17 protein-coding genes are annotated in these 19,923 nt (G+C 42.6%); 14 read left to right on the forward strand and 3 right to left on the reverse strand.

Annotation, left to right across the window (positions count from 1 at the left end; all coding sequences use genetic code 11):
* Positions 1-29 precede the first annotated feature (29 nt).
* A complete protein-coding gene (locus tag CXF60_RS09130; RefSeq protein ID WP_228707091.1) occupies positions 30-833 on the forward strand; it encodes a PaaX family transcriptional regulator in 804 nt (267 codons plus the stop codon).
* A gap of 836 nt (positions 834-1,669) precedes the next feature.
* Here CXF60_RS09130 and CXF60_RS09135 read toward each other — a convergent pair.
* Positions 1,670-2,560 carry a LysR family transcriptional regulator gene (locus tag CXF60_RS09135; RefSeq protein WP_102091679.1) on the reverse strand — a complete coding sequence of 297 codons (891 nt, stop codon included), beginning with the start codon at positions 2,558-2,560 and terminating at the stop codon, positions 1,670-1,672.
* 189 nt (positions 2,561-2,749) lie between these two features.
* Here CXF60_RS09135 and CXF60_RS09140 point away from each other — a divergent pair, with 189 nt between their 5' ends.
* The 6 genes from CXF60_RS09140 to CXF60_RS09165 all read left to right on the forward strand — a co-directional run bounded on the left by CXF60_RS09140 (position 2,750) and on the right by CXF60_RS09165 (position 10,233).
* A complete protein-coding gene (locus CXF60_RS09140) occupies positions 2,750-3,139 on the forward strand; it encodes a RidA family protein (RefSeq protein ID WP_102091680.1) in 390 nt (129 codons plus the stop codon).
* Positions 3,140-3,198: 59 nt separating this feature from the next.
* Complete coding sequence (locus tag CXF60_RS09145; protein WP_102091681.1) at positions 3,199-4,674, forward strand: aldehyde dehydrogenase family protein; 1,476 nt, start codon at positions 3,199-3,201, stop codon at positions 4,672-4,674.
* A gap of 106 nt (positions 4,675-4,780) precedes the next feature.
* On the forward strand, positions 4,781-5,770 hold the full coding sequence (locus CXF60_RS09150; protein ID WP_102091682.1) for a membrane dipeptidase: 990 nt from the start codon (positions 4,781-4,783) through the stop codon (positions 5,768-5,770).
* Between the two features lie 199 nt (positions 5,771-5,969).
* On the forward strand, positions 5,970-7,649 hold the full coding sequence (locus CXF60_RS09155; protein ID WP_102091683.1) for a BCCT family transporter: 1,680 nt from the start codon (positions 5,970-5,972) through the stop codon (positions 7,647-7,649).
* 135 nt (positions 7,650-7,784) lie between these two features.
* Complete coding sequence (locus tag CXF60_RS09160; RefSeq protein ID WP_228707092.1) at positions 7,785-9,524, forward strand: hypothetical protein; 1,740 nt, start codon at positions 7,785-7,787, stop codon at positions 9,522-9,524.
* Positions 9,508-10,233: a DUF3726 domain-containing protein gene (locus CXF60_RS09165; RefSeq protein WP_102091684.1), complete on the forward strand. Its 726-nt coding sequence runs from the start codon at positions 9,508-9,510 to the stop codon at positions 10,231-10,233. Before CXF60_RS09160 ends, CXF60_RS09165 begins: the two co-directional genes overlap by 17 nt.
* A 284-nt stretch (positions 10,234-10,517) precedes the next feature.
* Here the strand turns inward: CXF60_RS09165 and CXF60_RS09170 are convergent, their stop codons facing one another.
* Positions 10,518-11,393: a LysR family transcriptional regulator gene (locus CXF60_RS09170; RefSeq protein ID WP_102091685.1), complete on the reverse strand. Its 876-nt coding sequence runs from the start codon at positions 11,391-11,393 to the stop codon at positions 10,518-10,520.
* Between the two features lie 251 nt (positions 11,394-11,644).
* Between CXF60_RS09170 and CXF60_RS09175 the strand changes: the two genes are divergently transcribed.
* The 7 genes from CXF60_RS09175 to CXF60_RS09205 all read left to right on the forward strand — a co-directional run bounded on the left by CXF60_RS09175 (position 11,645) and on the right by CXF60_RS09205 (position 19,372).
* Positions 11,645-12,523, forward strand: a complete 879-nt coding sequence (locus CXF60_RS09175) for an ABC transporter ATP-binding protein (RefSeq protein WP_102091686.1) — start codon at positions 11,645-11,647, stop codon at positions 12,521-12,523.
* Between the two features lie 56 nt (positions 12,524-12,579).
* Positions 12,580-14,262, forward strand: coding sequence for an ABC transporter permease family protein (locus tag CXF60_RS09180; protein WP_102091687.1), 1,683 nt, complete (start codon positions 12,580-12,582; stop codon positions 14,260-14,262).
* Between the two features lie 77 nt (positions 14,263-14,339).
* Complete coding sequence (locus tag CXF60_RS09185) at positions 14,340-15,326, forward strand: ABC transporter substrate-binding protein (RefSeq protein ID WP_102091688.1); 987 nt, start codon at positions 14,340-14,342, stop codon at positions 15,324-15,326.
* A 108-nt stretch (positions 15,327-15,434) separates the two neighbouring features.
* Positions 15,435-16,571 (forward strand): TIGR03364 family FAD-dependent oxidoreductase, encoded by a 1,137-nt coding sequence (locus tag CXF60_RS09190; RefSeq protein ID WP_228707093.1) that lies wholly within the window; start codon positions 15,435-15,437, stop codon positions 16,569-16,571.
* Positions 16,571-17,344: an HAD family hydrolase gene (locus CXF60_RS09195; RefSeq protein ID WP_102091690.1), complete on the forward strand. Its 774-nt coding sequence runs from the start codon at positions 16,571-16,573 to the stop codon at positions 17,342-17,344. The genes CXF60_RS09190 and CXF60_RS09195 overlap by 1 nt, the downstream gene beginning before the upstream one ends.
* A gap of 395 nt (positions 17,345-17,739) precedes the next feature.
* Complete coding sequence (locus CXF60_RS09200) at positions 17,740-18,048, forward strand: ArsR/SmtB family transcription factor (RefSeq protein ID WP_102091691.1); 309 nt, start codon at positions 17,740-17,742, stop codon at positions 18,046-18,048.
* A 97-nt stretch (positions 18,049-18,145) separates the two neighbouring features.
* Positions 18,146-19,372 (forward strand): NADH:flavin oxidoreductase/NADH oxidase family protein, encoded by a 1,227-nt coding sequence (locus tag CXF60_RS09205; RefSeq protein WP_102091692.1) that lies wholly within the window; start codon positions 18,146-18,148, stop codon positions 19,370-19,372.
* A gap of 326 nt (positions 19,373-19,698) precedes the next feature.
* Here CXF60_RS09205 and CXF60_RS09210 read toward each other — a convergent pair whose 3' ends face one another.
* Positions 19,699-19,923, reverse strand: a complete 225-nt coding sequence (locus CXF60_RS09210) for a hypothetical protein (protein WP_102091693.1) — start codon at positions 19,921-19,923, stop codon at positions 19,699-19,701.

Raw genomic sequence — 19,923 nt, forward strand, 5'->3', positions numbered from 1 at the left:
TAAAAAATAATTTAGTCAATAGGTGTAATATGAACAAACCAACGCCTCGTTTATTGCTTTTACGCTTACTTATGGTGACAGAAGCAAACACACTTAGTGCGTCTGAAGCGGTGCTGGCAGGCTCGATCTTTGGTATGACAGAAAATAGTATACGTGTGACGTTGGCTCGTCTGATCCAAGCGGATCTTGCTGAGTTAATTGGTCCTGCCACCTACAAACTCGGACCGAAAGCTCAAAAATTAGGCGCTGATGTGGCCTTATGGCAGACAGCGGATAAAAGAACGATAAAATCCGACGGCTCATGGATAGCGGTAGCGACCGGTGGGTTACCTCGCAGTGACCGCAAAGTGCTGCGTGCCCGTGCTCGTGCTTTATCATTATTGGGGTTTCGTGAACTTGATAAAGGGCTTTATCTGCGTCCCAATAATTTATTAGGCGGTGTTGATGTCGTCCGTCAGCGCCTATTGGACTTGGGCTTAGAAGAGGAAGCTGCAGTTTTGAAAGCCAATGAATTTGATGAGGTTAGGCAGAAAAAAGCACTAGCGCTCTGGTCGGACATGCATCTTGAAAAGCGTTATAAAGAGAAGTCGCAGCAGCTCGCCGACTGGTTACGTGGTTTGGACGATCTTCCATCCCATGTAGCGCTTCGAGAAATATTCATGCTTGGAGATGCAGGTATCCGCAGTGTTGTTTTTGACCCTCTACTTCCTGCACCTTTAGTAGATGAGGAAGCACGGCAAAAGTATTTTGAGACGGTGGGGCGTATTAATGAGGAGGGTAGGCGTTTATGGTTTGCCTTTTTCGAAGAGGCTAAATCGTTAGAGTCCGTTTAGCCAAGTCATTAGAATGAGTTTAAATAGGATAAAGTGCGACAATAATCAATAACTAGAGTTTAGCAAGGCTAGAATACAGGTCACTTTTGATCTTGTTTAAAGCAGTTAATCTTGTTTAAAGCAGCATAACTCAGGTGCTCTTGACCTGAAAAAATCCTGAAGTACTGATATCAAATCTGTGTATCAGTACCAACGATATTGATTGAGCATGTTTTATGTACGTAAAAAGTTCAATAACGCTGGCACGTTTCCTCTCGCACTTCGCCCAGCTACAACCAGCATCGCAGAACCAGGGCTTGCCCAGTCGCCATAACCAAATAATCAAAGGTGTTAAATGAGCAAGTTGCGGCTTAAAGCCATTATTCCAAATAATAGCAGTATTGTTTTGTTGCCTTGTAAAGGTGAGCGCAAGACACTATTTTAGTGCTCAAGCAAATGTATTATAAAAGCACGCACTTCATCCTCTACCATGTCAAAGTCGCTCGACCAAAATGCATATTATGACAATATCTTACATACATTGACCTTTATGGCCTATAGATATTATACGATTGAATAATCACAATGTAAATTGTAATAAAATAAAATTTAACTCGTATTTGGGCACTGTATTTTTATAGTGCTTTTACCTCTACTCTACGGAAGATCAATACAATTTAATGTCACGCGACAATCATAGTTTGGACAGTCATACCTATATTAAAATGTATCGTTAATATTAATGAACTTGCTTTCTCTTCAGAGACTACTTTTATAATGAAGCAAATATCTTCCTTGAGTGCTCATGTAATCTGTCAATAATAAATACAACCATTATCGATTTTACTGTCAATAAACTATAGTAGATAGTGTTCCTTCACATAGTGAATACATAACTCATAAAAGGCCTGAGCAGGCGGAGAAATAGACTTATCAGCGAGTTTAAAAATTCCAATCTGTCTGTTTAAGGTGGGCTCAGTTAAATCTATCCAAACCAAATCGGGCTCATTCGCAGGGAAGGCAAGCTTGGGAAGGGTAGTGATACCCAGGTCATTACGCAATAAAGAAAAGAGCGATGTGATGTTCTCTACCGTATATCGCGCACGGCGATTAAGCGCTTCGGCTGGCGTATTTTCAAGCAATCTACAAGTACCGTTATAAATAAACGGCTGTGCCATGAGTTGCTGCCATGTTAGCCCTTGCGACTGATTTAACTGGTTGTTTAGCTCATTACTTTTCAGACAGACCACGCCAATTGGGTCTGATATGAGTAAAGTAAAATCTATATTCGTTTGATCAATACTGGTGCAATTGCCCAGTGCCAAATCAATTTCTCCGGCTAACAATCGATTGGCCACACCGACAGAGTTATCATCTATCAGTACGATCTCAATATCAGGATATTTTTTTGAGTATTCGACCAACACGCTAGGCAAGAGTTTTGTCACCAGTGATGGCACGCTTGCAATCCTTATTTTGCCTTTATCGCCAGCGGCTGCTCCTTTTAAATCATCCTCTAGCGCTTGATAAACCGTCATAAACTGCTCGATTTTGGGTAAACAAGTCTCTCCAAAAGGCGTGAGTGTTGCTTTATTTCCTCCTTCAAATAAGCGCTGACCTAGTATTTTTTCCAATTCCTTTATCGAGGCAGACAACGCCGCTTGCGAGCGATTGGCGCGATCAGCCGCCGCACGAAACCCTCCTTCTTCCACGACAAATAAGAAATGACGCAATTGCTGTAGCTTCATATTCAGACCATTCAAAATTATTCTTTAATAATCTATCTTAAATGATAGGTTAAATCTATCAAAATTCAAATTTAATTAGTTAGATTTATCGTTATTAATTAAGTAGGATAAGTCATATAGCAATTGGCGGTGATTAAATAAATTTCAGATCACTTACTGCTGAAACCACTTATCAAAGGACATGACAATATGATGACTCACTCAAACAAACAGGCCGTTAAAACCTCGCTTTATGCGTCTAAAGCACCGTTGGAGTGGGCCATCACTAATAACGGAACCTTGTACACCGCGCAGATTCCTATTGATGAAAATGGTGATGTGGTTGCAGGTGGTATCGAAGCGCAAACCCGTCAAACGCTAGACAATCTCAAGCACACACTAGAATGTGCCAATGTTGGTATGGATTCGGTACTACAGGTCATGATCTATGTGACCGATCGCGACTATCTAAAAACAGTCAATCAAGTCTACGCCGAATACTTTGAAGCACCCTATCCAAATCGGGCCGCGCTCGTGATAGCAGGGCTGGCTCGTGAAGAAATGCTAGTAGAGCTAGTCGTATATGCCGCTGTGCCTTAAATTTTGAATGTACTCTAGTCAATAAATCAAATAGTTAATACTTTATCAAGGAAGCTCTTATGTCAGCACACACTGCCCAACAGATATTGCAGCAAGACCCAACCAAATCACTTTATATTAACGGTGAATGGCAGTCAGGCGTAAATACCGTAGCCAATATTAACCCATCTGATATCACCGACACTATCGGTGAGTTCGCCCAAGCCAGTGGCGATCAAGTCAAGGATGCCATCGCGGCGGCCCGTCACGCTCAGCCAAAATGGGAAGCGACTCCTTTAGAAAAAAAGCAGTCTATCCTACAAGCAATTGGCGATGAAATGATTGATCGCTGTGATGAGCTAGGTACGCTGTTGTCTCTTGAAGAAGGTAAACCTTTCCTAGAGGGTCGCGGCGAGATTTACCGCGCAGGTCAGTTCTTTCATTACTATGCCGCTGAAGTATTGCGCCAAATCGGTGATAACGCCGCCTCAGTACGCCCTGGTGTCAAGGTTGAAGTCACCCGCGAAGCAGTCGGTGTGGTCGCTATTATCTCACCTTGGAACTTTCCAACGGCCACCGCTGTATGGAAGATCGCGCCAGCGCTAGCGTTTGGTAACACTGTCATTTGGAAGCCTGCGAATTTAACGCCAGCCAGCGCAGTAGCATTGGCTGAAATCATTCACCGTCAAGGCATGCCAGAAGGGATATTTAACCTGCTACTGGGTGGCGGCTCGTCAGTCGGCGATGCACTCATCAATTCTACAGATATCGATGCCGTTAGCTTTACCGGATCTGTACCAACAGGTCGCAAAGTTGCTGCTGCGACGGCACCGAACTTTATTCGCTGCCAGCTTGAGATGGGTAGTAAAAACGCCTTGGTCATCGCTGATGATGCTGATTTGCAAGTTGCTATCGATGCGGCAGTGGCTGGTGCGTTTGGTGGTTCAGGGCAGAAATGTACGGCTTCTTCACGCCTCATCGTAATGGACAGTATTCATGATGCCTTCGTCGAAGGTGTGGTCGCAAAAATGAAGACTTTAAAGGTCGGTCATGCGCTTGATGAAGGTATCTTTATGGGGCCTGTCGTCGATGACAAGCAGCTGGCATCAAACATGGACTGGATCGAAAAAGCCAAGCAATCCGGTGCCAATTTAGCCTTTGGTGGTGAGCGTTTAGAGATGCCGCATGACGGCTACTATATGTCGCCGACGTTATTTACCGAGACGGACAACAGCTGGGATATCAACCAAGAAGAAGTATTTGCCCCGCTCGCTTGCGTCATGCGTGTCAAGGATTTGGACGAAGCGATTGCGATGACCAATGACACGCGTTTTGGTCTGACGGGCGGCATCATTACCCAGAGCTTGCGTAGCAGTGCGATGTACAAAGAGCAAGTGCAAGCAGGTTGCGTGATGGTCAATCTAGCGACTGCGGGAACTGACTACCACGTGCCGTTTGGTGGTCGTAAACAGTCAAGCTTTGGCCCGCGTGAGCAAGGTCAATACGCTAAAGAATTCTATACCATCGTCAAGACCGCTTATCAAAAAGCGTACTAGGCATGTCTTAACAAGCATACTCGCCGCTATCGAAGTGACACGGTGTGAAAAAGCACTTAATAGCCAATGATAGCGGCCACTGATAAAAGTATTAAAGGGAATTGATATGTACCAAGATCATATCGTCATTGACGGATTACAGTATAGCCATTGGGATCGTGACTACTTTAAGATGCTACAAGCCAGTGGTATCAATGCGGTACATGCCACCTTGGTCTATCACGAAGATGCCCGTCAGACCATGACCCGCTTTAGCGAGTGGCACACACGCTTTGAGCAAAATAACGATCTTATCTTGCCAGTGTACTCAGTAGCTGATATAAAAACGGCAAAAGAGCAGGGCAAAGTGGGCATTTTCTTTGGCGCACAAAACTGCTCACCAATCGATGATGAAATTGGTTTGATTAGCGTGATGCGTCGTTTAGGTTTATTGATTATGCAGCTGACTTACAACAACCAGAGCTTACTAGCCACTGGTTGTTATGAGCAGAATGACAGCGGCATCACACGTTTTGGTCAGCAGGCGATCAAAGAGATGAACCGTGTCGGTATGATCATCGATATGTCTCATAGCGCAGAGCGCTCCACGCTTGAAGCGATAGAAATCTCATCGCGTCCGATATGTATCAGTCATGCCAATCCAACCACGGCTCATGACGCGCTACGCAATAAATCGGATACGGTCATCAGTGCCTTGACCCAAGCAGGCGGGTTGTTAGGTTTTAGCTTATACCCGTTTCATTTGCCAAATGGTAGTGCATGTACGCTTGATGACTTCTGTACGATGATTGCTAACTGTGCTGACAAATATGGCGTTGAGCATTTATCCATTGGTAGTGACTTGTGTCTTAATCAACCACAAGCTGTACTTGAGTGGATGCGTAATGGACGTTGGTCAAAAGCGATGGACTATGGCGAAGGCAATGCCAGTAATTCAGGTTGGCCAGATACTTTGCCATGGTTCGCTGGCAAAGACGGTATGGAAAACATCTATAACGGTCTGCTAAAGCACGGTTTTAACGAAAGCGATGCTGGAAAAGTCATCGGTCAAAACTGGTTCGATTTTTTAGAGCAAGGCTTAAAGCCTTTGGCTTAACCAATCAGTCTGAAAACAGTGTTTCAATCAACGGTTACTCGAAATCGCTATAAGACGACAGTCGTGTTATAGCGTATATCTGTTCGAAGTAGGTAATTTTAAGTTAGATAGGTATGTATAGTGAGGTTGTTTTATCGCACGCTCATTGCTACCACTCTGATCTAAAACGCAACGTTAGCATAGTATATGGAGCCACATCATGGCCGATTTAAAGGGATTTAATCAAGGTGAGCAAGGACGCTCAACTCCTGTTAATCAAGGAGTAAGTGAGTCCGAAGCCGCCACTATTTCTACCGACACGTTAGGCCTCAAAAACCCCGCGTTTTGGTACAGTGGCGGATTCATTGTAGCCTTTGTTTTGATGGCTATTTTTGCAGAAGCGCGCTTAGCAAAAATAGTCGAAGTGGGCTTCTCGTGGTCCGTCAAAATATTTGGGCCTTTTTGGCAGATATTGCTACTAGCTACTTTTGTCATTGCTTTGGCCGTCGGTGCTGGTCGTACAGGACGTGTGATTTTAGGCAATTTACCCGTACCTGAGATAGACAGTTTTAAATGGATGGCCATTCTTTTCTGCACACTATTGGCTGGGGGCGGGGTTTTTTGGGCTGCCGCCGAGCCCATTGCGCATTTCGTTTCAGCACCTCCTTTATACGGTGAATCAGCCGATCTACAACAGCGTGCTTTTAACGCATTATCCCAATCATTTATGCATTGGGGGTTTTTGGCGTGGGCTATTGTAGGTAGTTTAACCGCGATTGTGATTATGCATCTGCATTATGACAAAGGCTTGCCGTTGAAGCCGCGTACGTTACTGTATCCAGTATTTGGTGAGCGTGTACTCACCGGCCAAACTGGCGCAATCATCGATGCTTGCTGTATCGTGGCAGTGGCTGCCGGTACTATCGGTCCTATTGGTTTCTTGGGCTTGCAAACCAGCTATGCGCTGAATGAATTGTTCGGTATTCCCGATACGTTCACGACTCAGCTAATCATCATTGTCTTTGCCATCGTACTCTATACGTTATCTGCGATCAGTGGTCTGACTCGTGGTATGCAGCTACTCAGCCGCTTTAACGTCATTTTGGCTTTTGCGCTGATGGTCTTTATTTTGATATTTGGACCGACCAATTTTATTGTCAACGGCTACATTCAGGGTGTGGGTACGATGATTGACAACTTCGTTCCAATGGCAACTTTTCGCGGTGATGAGGGTTGGCTGAGCTGGTGGACGGTATTCTTCTGGGGTTGGTTTTTAGGCTATGGCCCGATGATGGCGATATTTATCGCTCGCATCTCACGTGGTCGCACTATTCGTCAATTGATTACCACCGTCTGTATCATTGCGCCGTTTGTCACCTGCTTTTGGTTCACCGTCGTCGGTGGCTCTGGCTTAGCGTTTGAGATTGCCAATCCAGGAAGTGTCAGTAGCGCCTTTGAAGGCTTTAACTTACCCGGTGCATTATTAGCTGTCACGCAGCAATTACCCTTTCCTTTAATTACCTCGATATTGTTTCTGATTCTGACCACCGTCTTTATCGTTACGACAGGCGATTCGATGACCTATACCATCAGTGTCGTCATCAGTGGCGAACGCGAACCAAACGCCATGATTCGTACCTTTTGGGGCATCATGATGGGTGTGACGGCGATTGTTTTAATCTCTCTAGGTTCGGGCGGTGTGACAGCGTTGCAGTCTTTTATCGTTATCACCGCAGTACCAGTCTCTTTTGTATTGTTGCCTTCGTTATGGAATGGGCCACAGATTGCTCAGAAAATGGCACGAGAGCAGGACTTGTATCGTCCTAATAAAGTAGAGGTAAGGCATAAAATCAGTGAAGAGAAACAGGCTAAGGAAAAATTGGCTGAAAAAGTTAATTGAAGCACTAAATCACTGAACGGTAAATAAGAAACTAGCCCTCATCTATACCGCTGACTTCTTATTTATCGATAGATATTATCATTGAGACTATTAACGAAGCTGCTGGCTCAGTATATTAGGTAAGGTAGTGAAATTATGAATATAGTTTATGCAAGTAACGAAAACAGTAACGTCAAACAACCTTCGCTTAGTACGGGTTTTCGTACTCGTGACGTGATTATGAATGCAGAAAGATTAGGTGCAATGCACCAGACCCGTATTAGCTTTGTGCGCACATTACTCCGTAAAATTGACAAAGAAAAATGGACACTCAGTACGCACTTATGGGATTTGGATGAACAAGGCTATGGCAAAGTTATCTATCGCCTAAATACCCCAGAGCACCTATATCATCTGGTAGTGTTCTGCAATGAGTTGGCTGATGAAGAACGTAACGATAGAGTGATTGCCCAAAAGTGGGATGTGACATTTGGTCTGGTCTTTGGTGAGATAAGCGAAGTGTTGCTAGATAATTTGCAAGCTAATGTGCCGCTACAAGAAGCAGGTCGCAATTCTAATATGGTGATGGTGCTGGCACGAGCAAATAAGAGTGTACGAGTTTTTGATCATATCGTTAGCTCACTCGCCGTTGGTCGGCAACCAGATTTAGATGTATTAGCTCAAGTCGGCTACATCCTGCGTACCACTGCCGTCTATGGCAACGGTAAATTCGGTATTTATGACTTTAAACCGTTAGATCATAGTGCAGACTTTGATCAATCGTTTCGAGCGCAGATGTGTGCAGTGTATTTGCTACGTGAGTTTAGTTTAGATTGGGTTGATTATTTGGCACAGCAAAAAGGTGGCAGCAACGCAGTCAAGCTGCATCCAGAGATTAAGTGTTATTTGGGAATTGGTAATGCCACCGGTCTGGGTATGGCGCCTTACTTGATCAATCATCCTTGCGTGGTTGATCAATGGCTGACCACCCGTGAGGAAGCATTGCAAGCGACATTGATATGTCAGATTGAGCCCAAAGAAACGGCACATTTTGCCAGCTTAATCAAACGAGCTATTCAGCATTTTGGCGAGATAGTCACCATCAATGAGCAGCAAATTAGACTCAATGAAACGGTCGTCGCGGAATTATCAGTATTACAAAACAATTTGATGACAACCATTAATCACTACACGATATGGGCAGAGTTCTTGCAAGCCTATCACCATCTAAGCCTTGAGAGCCAAGAGGTCATCGTTTCTTGCTTGATGGAGCTATATCCTGAGCGTGTTGATGCGTTTCAAGAGAAAATAAATGCCGATGAAACCTTGTCGCTACCGAAAGGCAAGGTGATTCAAGATTTGATTGATGTACTGGAGCGACACTATCAGTGGGCGATTAATATTGATTTTAGCCAGCCTGATAATAGTCATTGGTTTTGGTATCGTTCGGTGGATAAAGAAGAGCCGCGCTTAGGTGTGCGCGGGCAAGAGGTAGGCGCAGATCGTGAGCTTGCACTAGACATCGCAAGGCAAGCAAACAAGCTGTACTTCGCGCTTAAACAAGTCAACGCTCAACAACTGATATCTGAATTTATCTTAAATCAACCAAAGTATCGTTCAATTGCGCGTCGCGTTTGGACGATGGGACATAAACAGTTGGGTGATATTCAGATGAATGTCTTACACGAAGACGCGTTACCTATGCATCTGTTACGGTGTAAATTGTCGATGTTTGGTGCGACCAAGTTTGATCCGAGATCAGATCGCTGGGTGCGAATCACCTTGTTCCAAGGCGCACCTTTATTTGCAGAAGTGCATAGTGATGAATGGCTGTTTCCTCTATTACCCAATTTGTCGACAGAGCAGGGAGGTTTGACTCATGATCGTATCGCATAATGAAATTGTAGCAATGGTGTATAAAGCCTTTACTGGGATGCATCGAGAAGTTGGAGAGGCTGATGTAATCGCTACGATGGTTGCTGAATTGCAGATGGCAGGCTTGGATGGTGTCAGACACTTTAACAATGCCAGTCCTTATATTTTAACTGAGAACGATACGCCAATTGATATCGTTCATCAAGAGGATGGAGCTATGCGTTTAGACTTGCACGGTAGTAGCTTGGCCTGTCATTTGCCGACGATCATCGATTACGCTCTTGAAAAAATGAGTGATTCAGTACACTTTCATATTTACTTGCAGAATTGTCACAATCGCTGGCTGGCTTATAGCGAGCTGGTAGGGCTGGCGGCCAAAGGCTATGCTTGTTTGGCCAAATGGGATAATGGCTCGGTGCCTAAGCATACGTTATTTACGTTGAATCAAGGGTTTGTCTATCCTGATCTTTACTTTTTTGACAAGGCACAGTCAAATTACAATACCAATGATATGGTTATTGAGATTGCGACTCAAAACTTCGATATCGAACATGATATCCAGCATTTCGATCGTAAAATATCGACCGACGAGCTGTTTGAAACCCATCAGCGCGCATGGAAAGAAGGCATCTATGTCGATGACGAACAGTGGGCGATACTCAAAAAAACAGCAGCGGCTATATTGGTTGAAAATAGTGAAGCGTCTAGTAGAGGGGCTGGAGGAGTATAGGCTAGAGAGAACGTATAGCAGCAGAGGTCTAGTACTGTGAATGCTCAGTATTGCTTAGCTTCTTCACTCAAGAAGATGACAATGTTCAGTCAGTAACGGCCAAGTGAATTCTTCACCATCATTATTAAATAAGATCGTGTCGTTAGTTATTTCATTAATAGTACCGTTCAACTTCATCGAATCGTATACACAAAGGTACATTAAAGTAAATGAATACGAAGAAAAAAACCTAATTCGCAAGATACGTATATATTGAAAACACTAGGATACTCTTTTGACACGGTTTAACCAGAAGCATCTAAAGAGTTCATCAAAGCAGTCACCACTAAGTTATTTACATTTTTGAGTGAAAAAATCACCTCATCATAGTCTGAAGGCAACTCCGCAATAGGCACCTTCACAAAACCACCTTTTCTGATCGCGCTTTCGCTCCATGCAAATCCTACCCCTAAGTTTTGGTAAACCGCATCGTAAACACTTTCTTGGGTATTTACGATATACGTAGGGGTTATCTCCAAATTAATCTTTGCTAGTGCCTCATTTATAAGTTTTTGAGTGGTGGAGCCGTGCGTGCGGAATATAACGGTTTCCGTCGCTAATTCAGTTAAACTTATAGACTCTCTTGATGCAAAAGGATGTTTAGGTGAGCATAAAGCAACGAGCCTTTGGGTAGCACATTTTTTAAGCTGTAACTTATCACTTCTTGGAACATTTGCAAGAATGCCAACATCAACCTGACCATTAACTACTCTACTAAACGTTTCATGAAAATTACCAAAATAGATTTCAGTCTGTAGCTTAGGATAGCGCCTACTAAACTGCCTGATAATCTCAGTACCCGGTAGAGGGTTGCATAAACCCACCTTTAATATAGCCGCTTCAAAAACTTTACTTCTTTGAATCAGACACTCTAGATCATCTTCAACTGCTCGTATTTTACTCGTTAGCGATCCAAGCTCTAAGCAGTAATCTGTTGGCACAAGGTCGCGGCCACGCTGCACAAATAGTTTAAATCCAAGATTGTTCTCAAGCGTAGATAGTGCTTGGCTAATGGCGGATTGAGACACGCCCAAATGCTTAGCTGCCTGCGTGTAATTACCTTCTTCAAGCACAGAATTCAAGATGTTTAGCTGATTATAGGTATAAGGTTTTTTCATCATATGACCGCCGTTTTTCGTATCGGTTTCAGAGATTGTTAGGTCTATCTCTGGGTAGTACGAGAAGTTATACACGATAAATAAGACTGAATGATTAAATGTATAAGCTAACCTTATATTTGACGCCAAACTGTCATATCCATCTTTTATATTAGTCACATGTAAACGATTAAAGCATTGAGAAATTTACCTAAGTGTATTTGCTTGAGCTATCACTCACTGCCAATACCAAAATATAAGTTTGGGCTTGAATTATGTTAGAACTAAGAAATGTGACTAAGAAGTATGATGGCAAAGTTATTTTTGAGGATATCTCCCTAAAAGTGAATAAGGGTGAGATTGTTTCAATATTGGGCCCATCTGGCTGTGGGAAAACCACGTTGCTGCATATTATTTTAGGTCTAACCGATATTAGTTCTGGTCGACTTGCCTATGATAAGGAAGACATCACACGTGTGCCTATGAAGCACAGAGGTTTCAATATTGTATTCCAAGACTATGCATTGTTTCCTAACTTGAATGTAAAGCAGAATATTGAATATGGGCTGCGCAATAGACCTAACGTCAGCACACAAGCGGAGGTTGATGAGCTAGTTGACCTTTTGGAGATTAAGCCGCATTTGAATAAGCGAATCAGCCAGCTCTCTGGTGGGCAGAAGCAGCGTGTTGCATTAGCACGTACTTTAGTGATGAAGCCTAAGATTTTATTATTAGATGAGCCTTTATCTGCCTTAGACGGGGTTATCAAAGAGACCATTAAGGCACGTATTCGTGAGATTGCAGAGCGTTATGAGCTAACCACTTTGATTGTGACACATGATCCTGAAGAAGCGATGACACTCTCTGATCGTATTTTGTTGTTATCAGACGGCAAAGTAGCTCAATATGCTAAACCATCAGAAATCATCAAAAACCCTGCCAATGATTTTGTTAAGAGCTTTATCTTAAATCAGCTAAATATCAAACGTCGTAATATCTTAAGCCTATTTGAAGCGGACAATGCGCCAGCTGATCCATTAGAAAAATACACTCAAATGAGACCTGCACTAAACAGTAGCTCAGTCACTGAAGATATCAATTCCATAATCCAGCGCACAGCTACTAAATCAATTAAAGACACCTCCAAAGGTTAATCGCACTAGGCCAACGCTGGTCTCTCAAAACTTACTTATTTCGCGCGTAGGTCATTATGAAACTTAATAACTCACCGCTAATGAAAGCTTCGTGGCTTTTCATTGGTGCGCTATTTCTCGTCTTTATGTTTGTGCCTTTGGGTAAAATGTTGGTGCTGTCATTTAATGTGGCTGATGGATTAGGTCTAAGACATTACGTCGATATCATCAGCAGTAATGACTTCAGACAAGTGATGTTAAATAGTTTTTTTGTCGCCATTGTTAGTGCGATGAGTGCCACCTTTTTGGCATTTATCCTTGCCTATACGGTGCACTGGACTAACTTGCCAAAGGGTTTTAAACAAACCATTAAGCTTGCATCACTGTTCCCTATGCTATTGCCAACAGTGACTTATGGATTTGCCATTATTTACACCTTTGGTAAGCAAGGTCTACTCACTAAGATAATTGGATTTCAGTTGTTTGAAGACATATATGGTTTCTATGGTATGTGGCTTGGCTACACCATCTATACCTTGCCAATAGCCTTTTTACTGCTTAACAATACCTTTCAATATTTGGATAAGAAGTTTGTGATCGTATCAGAACTGATGGGCGATTCACGTTTACGCCAGATAGATATGACGGTCATTCGTCCCTTAATTGGTACGTTTGCAGCCGCTATCATTCAATGCTTCTTTTTGGCCTTTACTGACTTTGGTATTCCAGCCTCTATTGGTGGTCAGTACAAGGTTATCGCCACTGAGCTTTATACCCAAATACTGGGTGCATCTCCCTCGTTTGAAAAGGGCTCTGTGGTTGCTTTGTTTATGCTAATCCCCTCTGTTTTGAGCATTCTACTGCTTTGGTATGTGGCTCGATTTAATGTCAGGTATGACTCAGTAGAGCATTTTGACTTGCCTACCTCTAAAGTCAAAGACAGGATTCTGGGTGTGTTGTCCAGCGGCATTTTAACTTCACTGCTATTTGTATTTGCTGTGATCTTCATCATTCCATGGATTAAGACATGGCCTTACGAGATGGCGTTTAGTACAGACGCATTTACTAAGGTGATCGAGTCCTCGAACCTAATGCGAGTGTATAAAAATTCACTTATTGTCGCGACCTTAACGGCTGTTTTTGGCACTATTATTACCTATGTTGCCGCGTTGATATACGAGCGTTCAGGGCTATTCAAGATAGGTAAGTTGACGATCGAAAGCTCAGCATTAGTAACCAATACAGTGCCAGGTATGGTTATTGGTATTGCTTACCTGATGGTTTTTTCAGGGTCATCGATATCGAACACCATCTTCATTATTGTGATTAGCAATATCATTCATTACTTCTCGACACCTTATCTCATGAGCAAAAACGCACTATCAAAAATGAACTTAGGCTGGGAGACCACAGCTTCTTTGCTTGGAGACTCATGGCTGCAGTCTTTACGCCGAATTGTTGTACCCAACTCAATATTTACACTGATCGAAGTGGCCTCGTACTTTTTTATCAGTGCGATGGTTAGCATCAGTGCAGTGATATTTATTTCAGGTGCAAAGACGATGGTGCTAACTACAAAGATTGTTGAACTACAGCACTTCGCCCGCTTTGATGAGATCTTTATCTTGTCGCTGATGGTGCTACTCACAAATATCACGGCATTAATATTTTTCGCAGTAGTTCGATACCTTTATACCAGAAGCATCAACGGCACAACAAAAATAAAAGTGAAAAAAACCACAGTGACGACGGTCGCTTAGATGTTTCAACACAGTTTAGGCATTGATGTTACGAAAACCAATTGAACCGTTAACCAATCAAATAATTAGGAACAACAATGAACTTATTCAAAACGATAGTAATGGGATTAACTTGTGGAGTTTTAGTAGCAGGTTGTGGGTCGCAAAGCTCGGACGATACAGCTGGCGAGGAGGTGATTATTTATAGTAATGCTGATGAAGAGGCAGTCGAGGTTATCCAAGAGGTGCTTGATGAGGCAGGCTTTGAAGGTCAATACATATTTCAATCATTCGGAACAGGTGAGCTTGGGGGACGACTATTAGCAGAAGGAAAAAATATTGAAGCTGATATGGTGACAATGAGCTCGTTTTATATCGAAAGTGCTCAAGCAAAGAACCCAATGTTTAAAGCGTTAGCATTTACAGCAAACCCACAGATTGCGACGCCTAATTACTATGCACCGATTCTCAGCTTTACGGGTGCTATCTTACTCAATACCAAAGAGATGGAAGCCAATAATCTTCCAGTACCTACCAGTGCCAAAGACTTAGCGAATCCTATTTATAAAAATCAAATTTCTATGGTTGATCCAAATGGTTCATCAACTGGTTGGTTGTTTGTACAAGACATTGCTGCTGAATATGGCACCGATGCTGAAGGTCAACAAATCATGAATGCTATTCGTGAAAACGCAGGACCTAATTTAGAGCTATCTGGCTCTGGTCCTCTTAAAAAGGTAATGGCAGGTGAGGTGCCTATCGGTTTCGGTCTACGTCATCAGGCAGTCGCTAATAAAGCAAAAGGTTTACCAATTGATTTTGTGGATCCTAGTGAAGGTAATTACACATTGACTGAATCGGTTGCTGTTATTGATAAAGGAGAGAAAATCAATCCTAAAGCAATGAAAATGGCTGAGTTAATTGTCACTAAAGCTCGCCCGGGTTTATTAGAGATTTATCCAAATATTGTGTATGACGGTGAGACAGTAGCTGCTGAGAATCAGATTGATAATTCTAAGACCTATCCAGAGCCATTAACTGCCGAGCTGTTAGATAAGCACCGTGCTTTTTTCCACGGTGAGTAATTTTAGTTGAATCAAAATAATGCCCACTCATGCTTAGCTATATTAGTTCATAGGTTAAGCAAGTAGAGGGCTAATTAATAAAGATGTATGGGAAGAGCAGATATGACAATGAGCAAAATACTTTCTGATAAAACATACGATGTCGTCGTCGTAGGTGGGGGCATCGTTGGGCTGGCAAGCGCCTACGCCGCCGTTAAAAAGGGGCTGAGTGTTGCAGTTGTAGAACGCCAATCTCAGAACAAAGATGCTTCTGTCCGTAATTTTGGATTTGTGACCGTTAGTGGTCAGCGTCGAGGTGAGCATTGGCAACGCGCCATGCACTCGCGTAATGTTTGGGCCGAGATTGCGCCAAAAGCAGGTATTCAGATAGAGCATATCGGTCTGCATATGTTAATGCAGCGACCTGAAGCGGTAGAAGCGGCACAAGCTTTTTTAAAGACGGAAATGGGTGAGGGGTGCCGACTACTAACACAGTCTGAAATTAATGAAGCCGCGCCTTATCTGAACAAGGGTGAAGGGGTGTTATATAGCCCGCATGAGCTTAGAATAGAGTCCAATACTGCAATTGCTAAGCTGGCTCATTGGCTACAAGAGACGCAGAGTGTGGATTTTTACAACCATACTACGGTGACTTCAGTGGAATTACCAAAAGTGCATACCAGTCGTGGTGTACTTAACGCTGAGCACTGTGTGGTCTGCCCCGGAGCAGATTTTACTGGCTTATATCCAGACGTGTTCGCTAAAACCAAAGCTAAAATGTGCACGCTAAATATGATGCGAGTCATGCCCAAAAAAGCATTTAGATTAAATGCTGCTGTCATGTCAGATTTAAGCTTTGCCCGTTATGATGGATTTGCTCAGTTACCTGAAGCTATGGTACTAAAAACCTTACTTGACGATATTCAAAGTGTAGAACGTCAAGCAGGTGTCCACCTAATTGTGGTTCAGTCTGAAGATGGCTCACTAATCATTGGCGATAGTCATGATTATAGTGATAGAGAACTACCGTTTAGAGACACTCGAATTGATGATCTAATCATCAATGAATTTAAGCAGGTGATGGATATTGGCGAGATAGATATTACTCAGCACTGGTTGGGTGTATATCCAAGTGGAGATGACGTGGTATTTAAGGCATCACCTGAAAAAGGCGTAGTGGTCGGTGCAGTCACCAGTGGTACAGGGGCATCAACAGGTTTCGCATTTGGCGAAGAGTTAATTGAATTGGTATTGGGATCAAAGTAATGAATATAGCAAATAATAATATAACAAGCAGCAGCTCGCATCGTGATAGTTTAAATAGTATTAAAAATAAATTTTTTGACATTAAGCTTTGTGTATTTGATATGGCTGGCACAACAGTAGATGAAGGTAACCTGGTCTATAAAACCGTACGTAATGCTATCAATGAAGTATTGATGCGTGCTGGCAAGTCAGATAAGCAAGTGAGTCTTGAGTTATGTTTAGAATATGGTGCAGGGAAGGAAAAACGCAACGCCATCCACGATATTTTAAACAGGTTAGATTTATCTGATGCTGATATTGAATCGTTAACGGATACGGCATTTGCAGCCTTTAAAGTTAATCTTGAAACTGCTTATAGCAAGGACACCTTGTCTGAGTTTGAAAGCATGTCAGAGTTGTTCGAGCAATTGAAGGCGAGCGGTCGTCATGTGGTGTTAAATACAGGATATGATGCTAAGACTGCTAATAAAATTTTGACTATCTTAGGGTGGTCTGTGGGAGAACAAGTAGATGCATTAATAACAGCCGATGATGTAGACAATGGCCGTCCAGGCCCTGATATGATTACTCTTGCGATGAAGCAGTTTAATATTGATAACTCACAGCAGGTGTTAAAAGCAGGGGATAGTGGTATCGATATTGAGGAAGGCCAAAATGCAGGGTGTGGGCTGGTTTTAGGTGTGTTATCTGGTGCGCAAAATGAGCAGCAGCTAGTGAAATATTCACCTGATACGATTTTAGACAAGCTGACTGACTTAAAAGAGCTTATTTAGCTTAAAGCTTCAATATATAAAAAATAGTAAAGCCATAAGAGCAATGACTTTTATGGCTTTTTTAATTTGAAGGGTCTATCCTAGATTCTGTGTAACTGCCATTTAGATTAAAGGCTTACTGATATAGGAATCAAACATAAAGCGCTCTAAAACAGACGTTCAGTCACGGATCGACGCTTGCTAGGCTGCTAAGTACACAACCTTAAATACAGCCTGTTCAAACGGGGGCAGCTTAGGTTGAATTGCCCTGACTATATCGGAAGGTGATTTACTTCTTTTATCCAAGTTATTTGTCATAAAATTCGTTATAAGAGCAATCGTATATTTTGAACTTTCCAATACTTTAATAACTGTTCTACATTGACTTCTAATTATATATCGAGATATCATGGTTTATGAATATAGAAAATGTAATATCCGCCCTTAATAATCCCATGCGCCGTCAAATCCTTGCATGGCTAAAAGACAGATCGAATTTTCCAGCCTCATTACCAGAGCACGCTGATTTAGGCGGTGTGTGTGTGGCATATATCCAAGAAAAAGCAGGATTGTCACAATCAACCATTTCAAATTACATGGGTGTATTAAAAAAAGCAGGATTGGTCATTGCTGAACGTCATGGACAATGGACATTTTATCAACGTCATGAGGCCAATATAAGAATTTTTCTTAATGAAGTTGAGAAAGAGCTACTAGAAATCTAGTAAGCAGCCTTACTAAAATCAGAGGTGTTCTATCTTAAGACAGCGTAGCATTAACATAGAATATCGAGATATTTCAATATAACGATGGAGCGTATTAATGAAACAACCAACGACCAAAATTAACTCATCCAACCTAGTAGATACATTAGGTCAGTCACTTCAACTGCCTTGCGGGGTGGTGCTAAAAAACCGAATGGTAAAGGCTGCAATGTCAGATTCTCTCGGTGATGGGCAAGGTGATGCAACGGATGCTCAATCACGTCTTTATGAGCGTTGGGCGCAAGGCGGCGTAGCATTGTCATTGATTGGCGAAGTACAAGGTACTCCTCATTATCCTGAGAAGCCTGGCAATTTAGTACTAAACCCAAATTCAGATATCGAGGCATTACAGGATTTGGCACGCCGCGGATCTATCAATGGTGCTCATCTTTGGCCGCAGCTTGGACACGCAGGAGCGCTTTCATATTTGCCTATCAGTCAACCTAAAGGCCCTTCTGCCTTAGATCTTGCAGAGTTAAAATGCAAGGGGATGAGCATAGAAGATATCGAGGCGTTACCAGCTATGTATGCAAACGCAGCCATGATTGCTAAAGATGCAGGTTTTGGTGGTGTTCAAATACATGCAGGACATGGGTTTCTTCTAAGTCAGTTTTTATCTCCATTGTTCAATCGACGCACCGATGGATACGGTGGATCTATAGAAGGAAGATTCCGTGTCGTATATGAGGTAATAGAAGCCGTTAGAGAGGCGGTGGGCGATGCATTCCCCATTGGTATTAAGATAAACTCAACCGATCAATTAGAAGGCGGCCTAACAGAAGAGGATGCTATGGGAATGATTGGTATCATTGATCAGACTTCTATCGATCTGATTGATATCAGCGGTGGCACTTATTTTCCAGGTGCTCCTGCAAGCTCAGACAGCAGCTCTGGTAGTGGGCCTTACTTCATTAGTTTTGCACAACGTGCAAAGCAGATAACCACTATTCCTATTATGGCGACAGGCGGTTTTAAAACGCGTCAGCAAGCTGTTGATGCTATTGCGAGTGGCGCGGTCGATATGGTCAGTATAGGTCGTGGTATGGCATTAAATCCAAATCTAGCCAATGACTGGTTAAATATTGAAGGTGGTGACTCAAAGTTTCCAAGATTCGATACCAACCCTCCAGGCGGCGTCACTGCTTGGTACTCCATGCGACTAACAGCATTAGCAGAAGATAATGAGGATGCCTTCGATTTAGATCTAGAATCTGCTATGAGTATTTATGATGCAAGAGATGAGGCTCGTTGCTATGAATGGCGTCAAGTATTTGGCGATGTTTAAGGGATACGTATGACGAACCAGTCAGGCGCTCCTACTGGTTCGGTTCCCTAGTGAGGACTTGAATCTTCGGCTGTGTGCCAATGACACCAATAGTTTGGATTATTGAGATAGTAGTGATGTACTTCACAGTATACATAACGTTAATATTTTAAGGTTAAAGAGAGTTACTTTTGATTTGATATTCATCATATCCATTTTTGTCACCAAACGTCAGCCCCCAACAGAGACTGACCAAAATAAAAACGTCAGATCCAGTGTTCATGACCTAACGTTTAAAGTAGGCGAAGAGATGCTGCTGATTGATAATGCGGTTGTGGAATAAGCATTTAGTTCATGTGAGTACCTGTCACGCTTGTTTTTACCTGCATGATTAGTGACAAGCAATAAAGGATTAGTGCTAAGGCTAAAAAAATAAAAGTCAGAGGTAAAAACAAGCTGTCTTGAAGCACGCCATCAGAAGCAATGCCACCATAAAATAAGCTTTCCATCAGCCCAGATATTCCAGCGAGGGCCAGCATAATTGAGCCACTGATAAATAATTTAGATGTCAT

The sequence above is a fragment of the Psychrobacter sp. 4Bb genome, assembly GCF_002836735.1.
GTDB lineage: Bacteria > Pseudomonadota > Gammaproteobacteria > Pseudomonadales > Moraxellaceae > Psychrobacter.

Coding starts and splice junctions, on each gene's coding strand:
- CXF60_RS09130 (WP_228707091.1), top strand. CDS start 30: ATGAACAAACCAACGCCTCGTTTATTGCTTTTACGCTTACTTATGGTG.
- CXF60_RS09135 (WP_102091679.1), bottom strand. CDS start 2,560: ATGAAGCTACAGCAATTGCGTCATTTCTTATTTGTCGTGGAAGAAGGA.
- CXF60_RS09140 (WP_102091680.1), top strand. CDS start 2,750: ATGATGACTCACTCAAACAAACAGGCCGTTAAAACCTCGCTTTATGCG.
- CXF60_RS09145 (WP_102091681.1), top strand. CDS start 3,199: ATGTCAGCACACACTGCCCAACAGATATTGCAGCAAGACCCAACCAAA.
- CXF60_RS09150 (WP_102091682.1), top strand. CDS start 4,781: ATGTACCAAGATCATATCGTCATTGACGGATTACAGTATAGCCATTGG.
- CXF60_RS09155 (WP_102091683.1), top strand. CDS start 5,970: ATGGCCGATTTAAAGGGATTTAATCAAGGTGAGCAAGGACGCTCAACT.
- CXF60_RS09160 (WP_228707092.1), top strand. CDS start 7,785: ATGAATATAGTTTATGCAAGTAACGAAAACAGTAACGTCAAACAACCT.
- CXF60_RS09165 (WP_102091684.1), top strand. CDS start 9,508: ATGATCGTATCGCATAATGAAATTGTAGCAATGGTGTATAAAGCCTTT.
- CXF60_RS09170 (WP_102091685.1), bottom strand. CDS start 11,393: ATGATGAAAAAACCTTATACCTATAATCAGCTAAACATCTTGAATTCT.
- CXF60_RS09175 (WP_102091686.1), top strand. CDS start 11,645: ATGTTAGAACTAAGAAATGTGACTAAGAAGTATGATGGCAAAGTTATT.
- CXF60_RS09180 (WP_102091687.1), top strand. CDS start 12,580: ATGAAACTTAATAACTCACCGCTAATGAAAGCTTCGTGGCTTTTCATT.
- CXF60_RS09185 (WP_102091688.1), top strand. CDS start 14,340: ATGAACTTATTCAAAACGATAGTAATGGGATTAACTTGTGGAGTTTTA.
- CXF60_RS09190 (WP_228707093.1), top strand. CDS start 15,435: ATGAGCAAAATACTTTCTGATAAAACATACGATGTCGTCGTCGTAGGT.
- CXF60_RS09195 (WP_102091690.1), top strand. CDS start 16,571: ATGAATATAGCAAATAATAATATAACAAGCAGCAGCTCGCATCGTGAT.
- CXF60_RS09200 (WP_102091691.1), top strand. CDS start 17,740: ATGAATATAGAAAATGTAATATCCGCCCTTAATAATCCCATGCGCCGT.
- CXF60_RS09205 (WP_102091692.1), top strand. CDS start 18,146: ATGAAACAACCAACGACCAAAATTAACTCATCCAACCTAGTAGATACA.
- CXF60_RS09210 (WP_102091693.1), bottom strand. CDS start 19,923: ATGACATCTAAATTATTTATCAGTGGCTCAATTATGCTGGCCCTCGCT.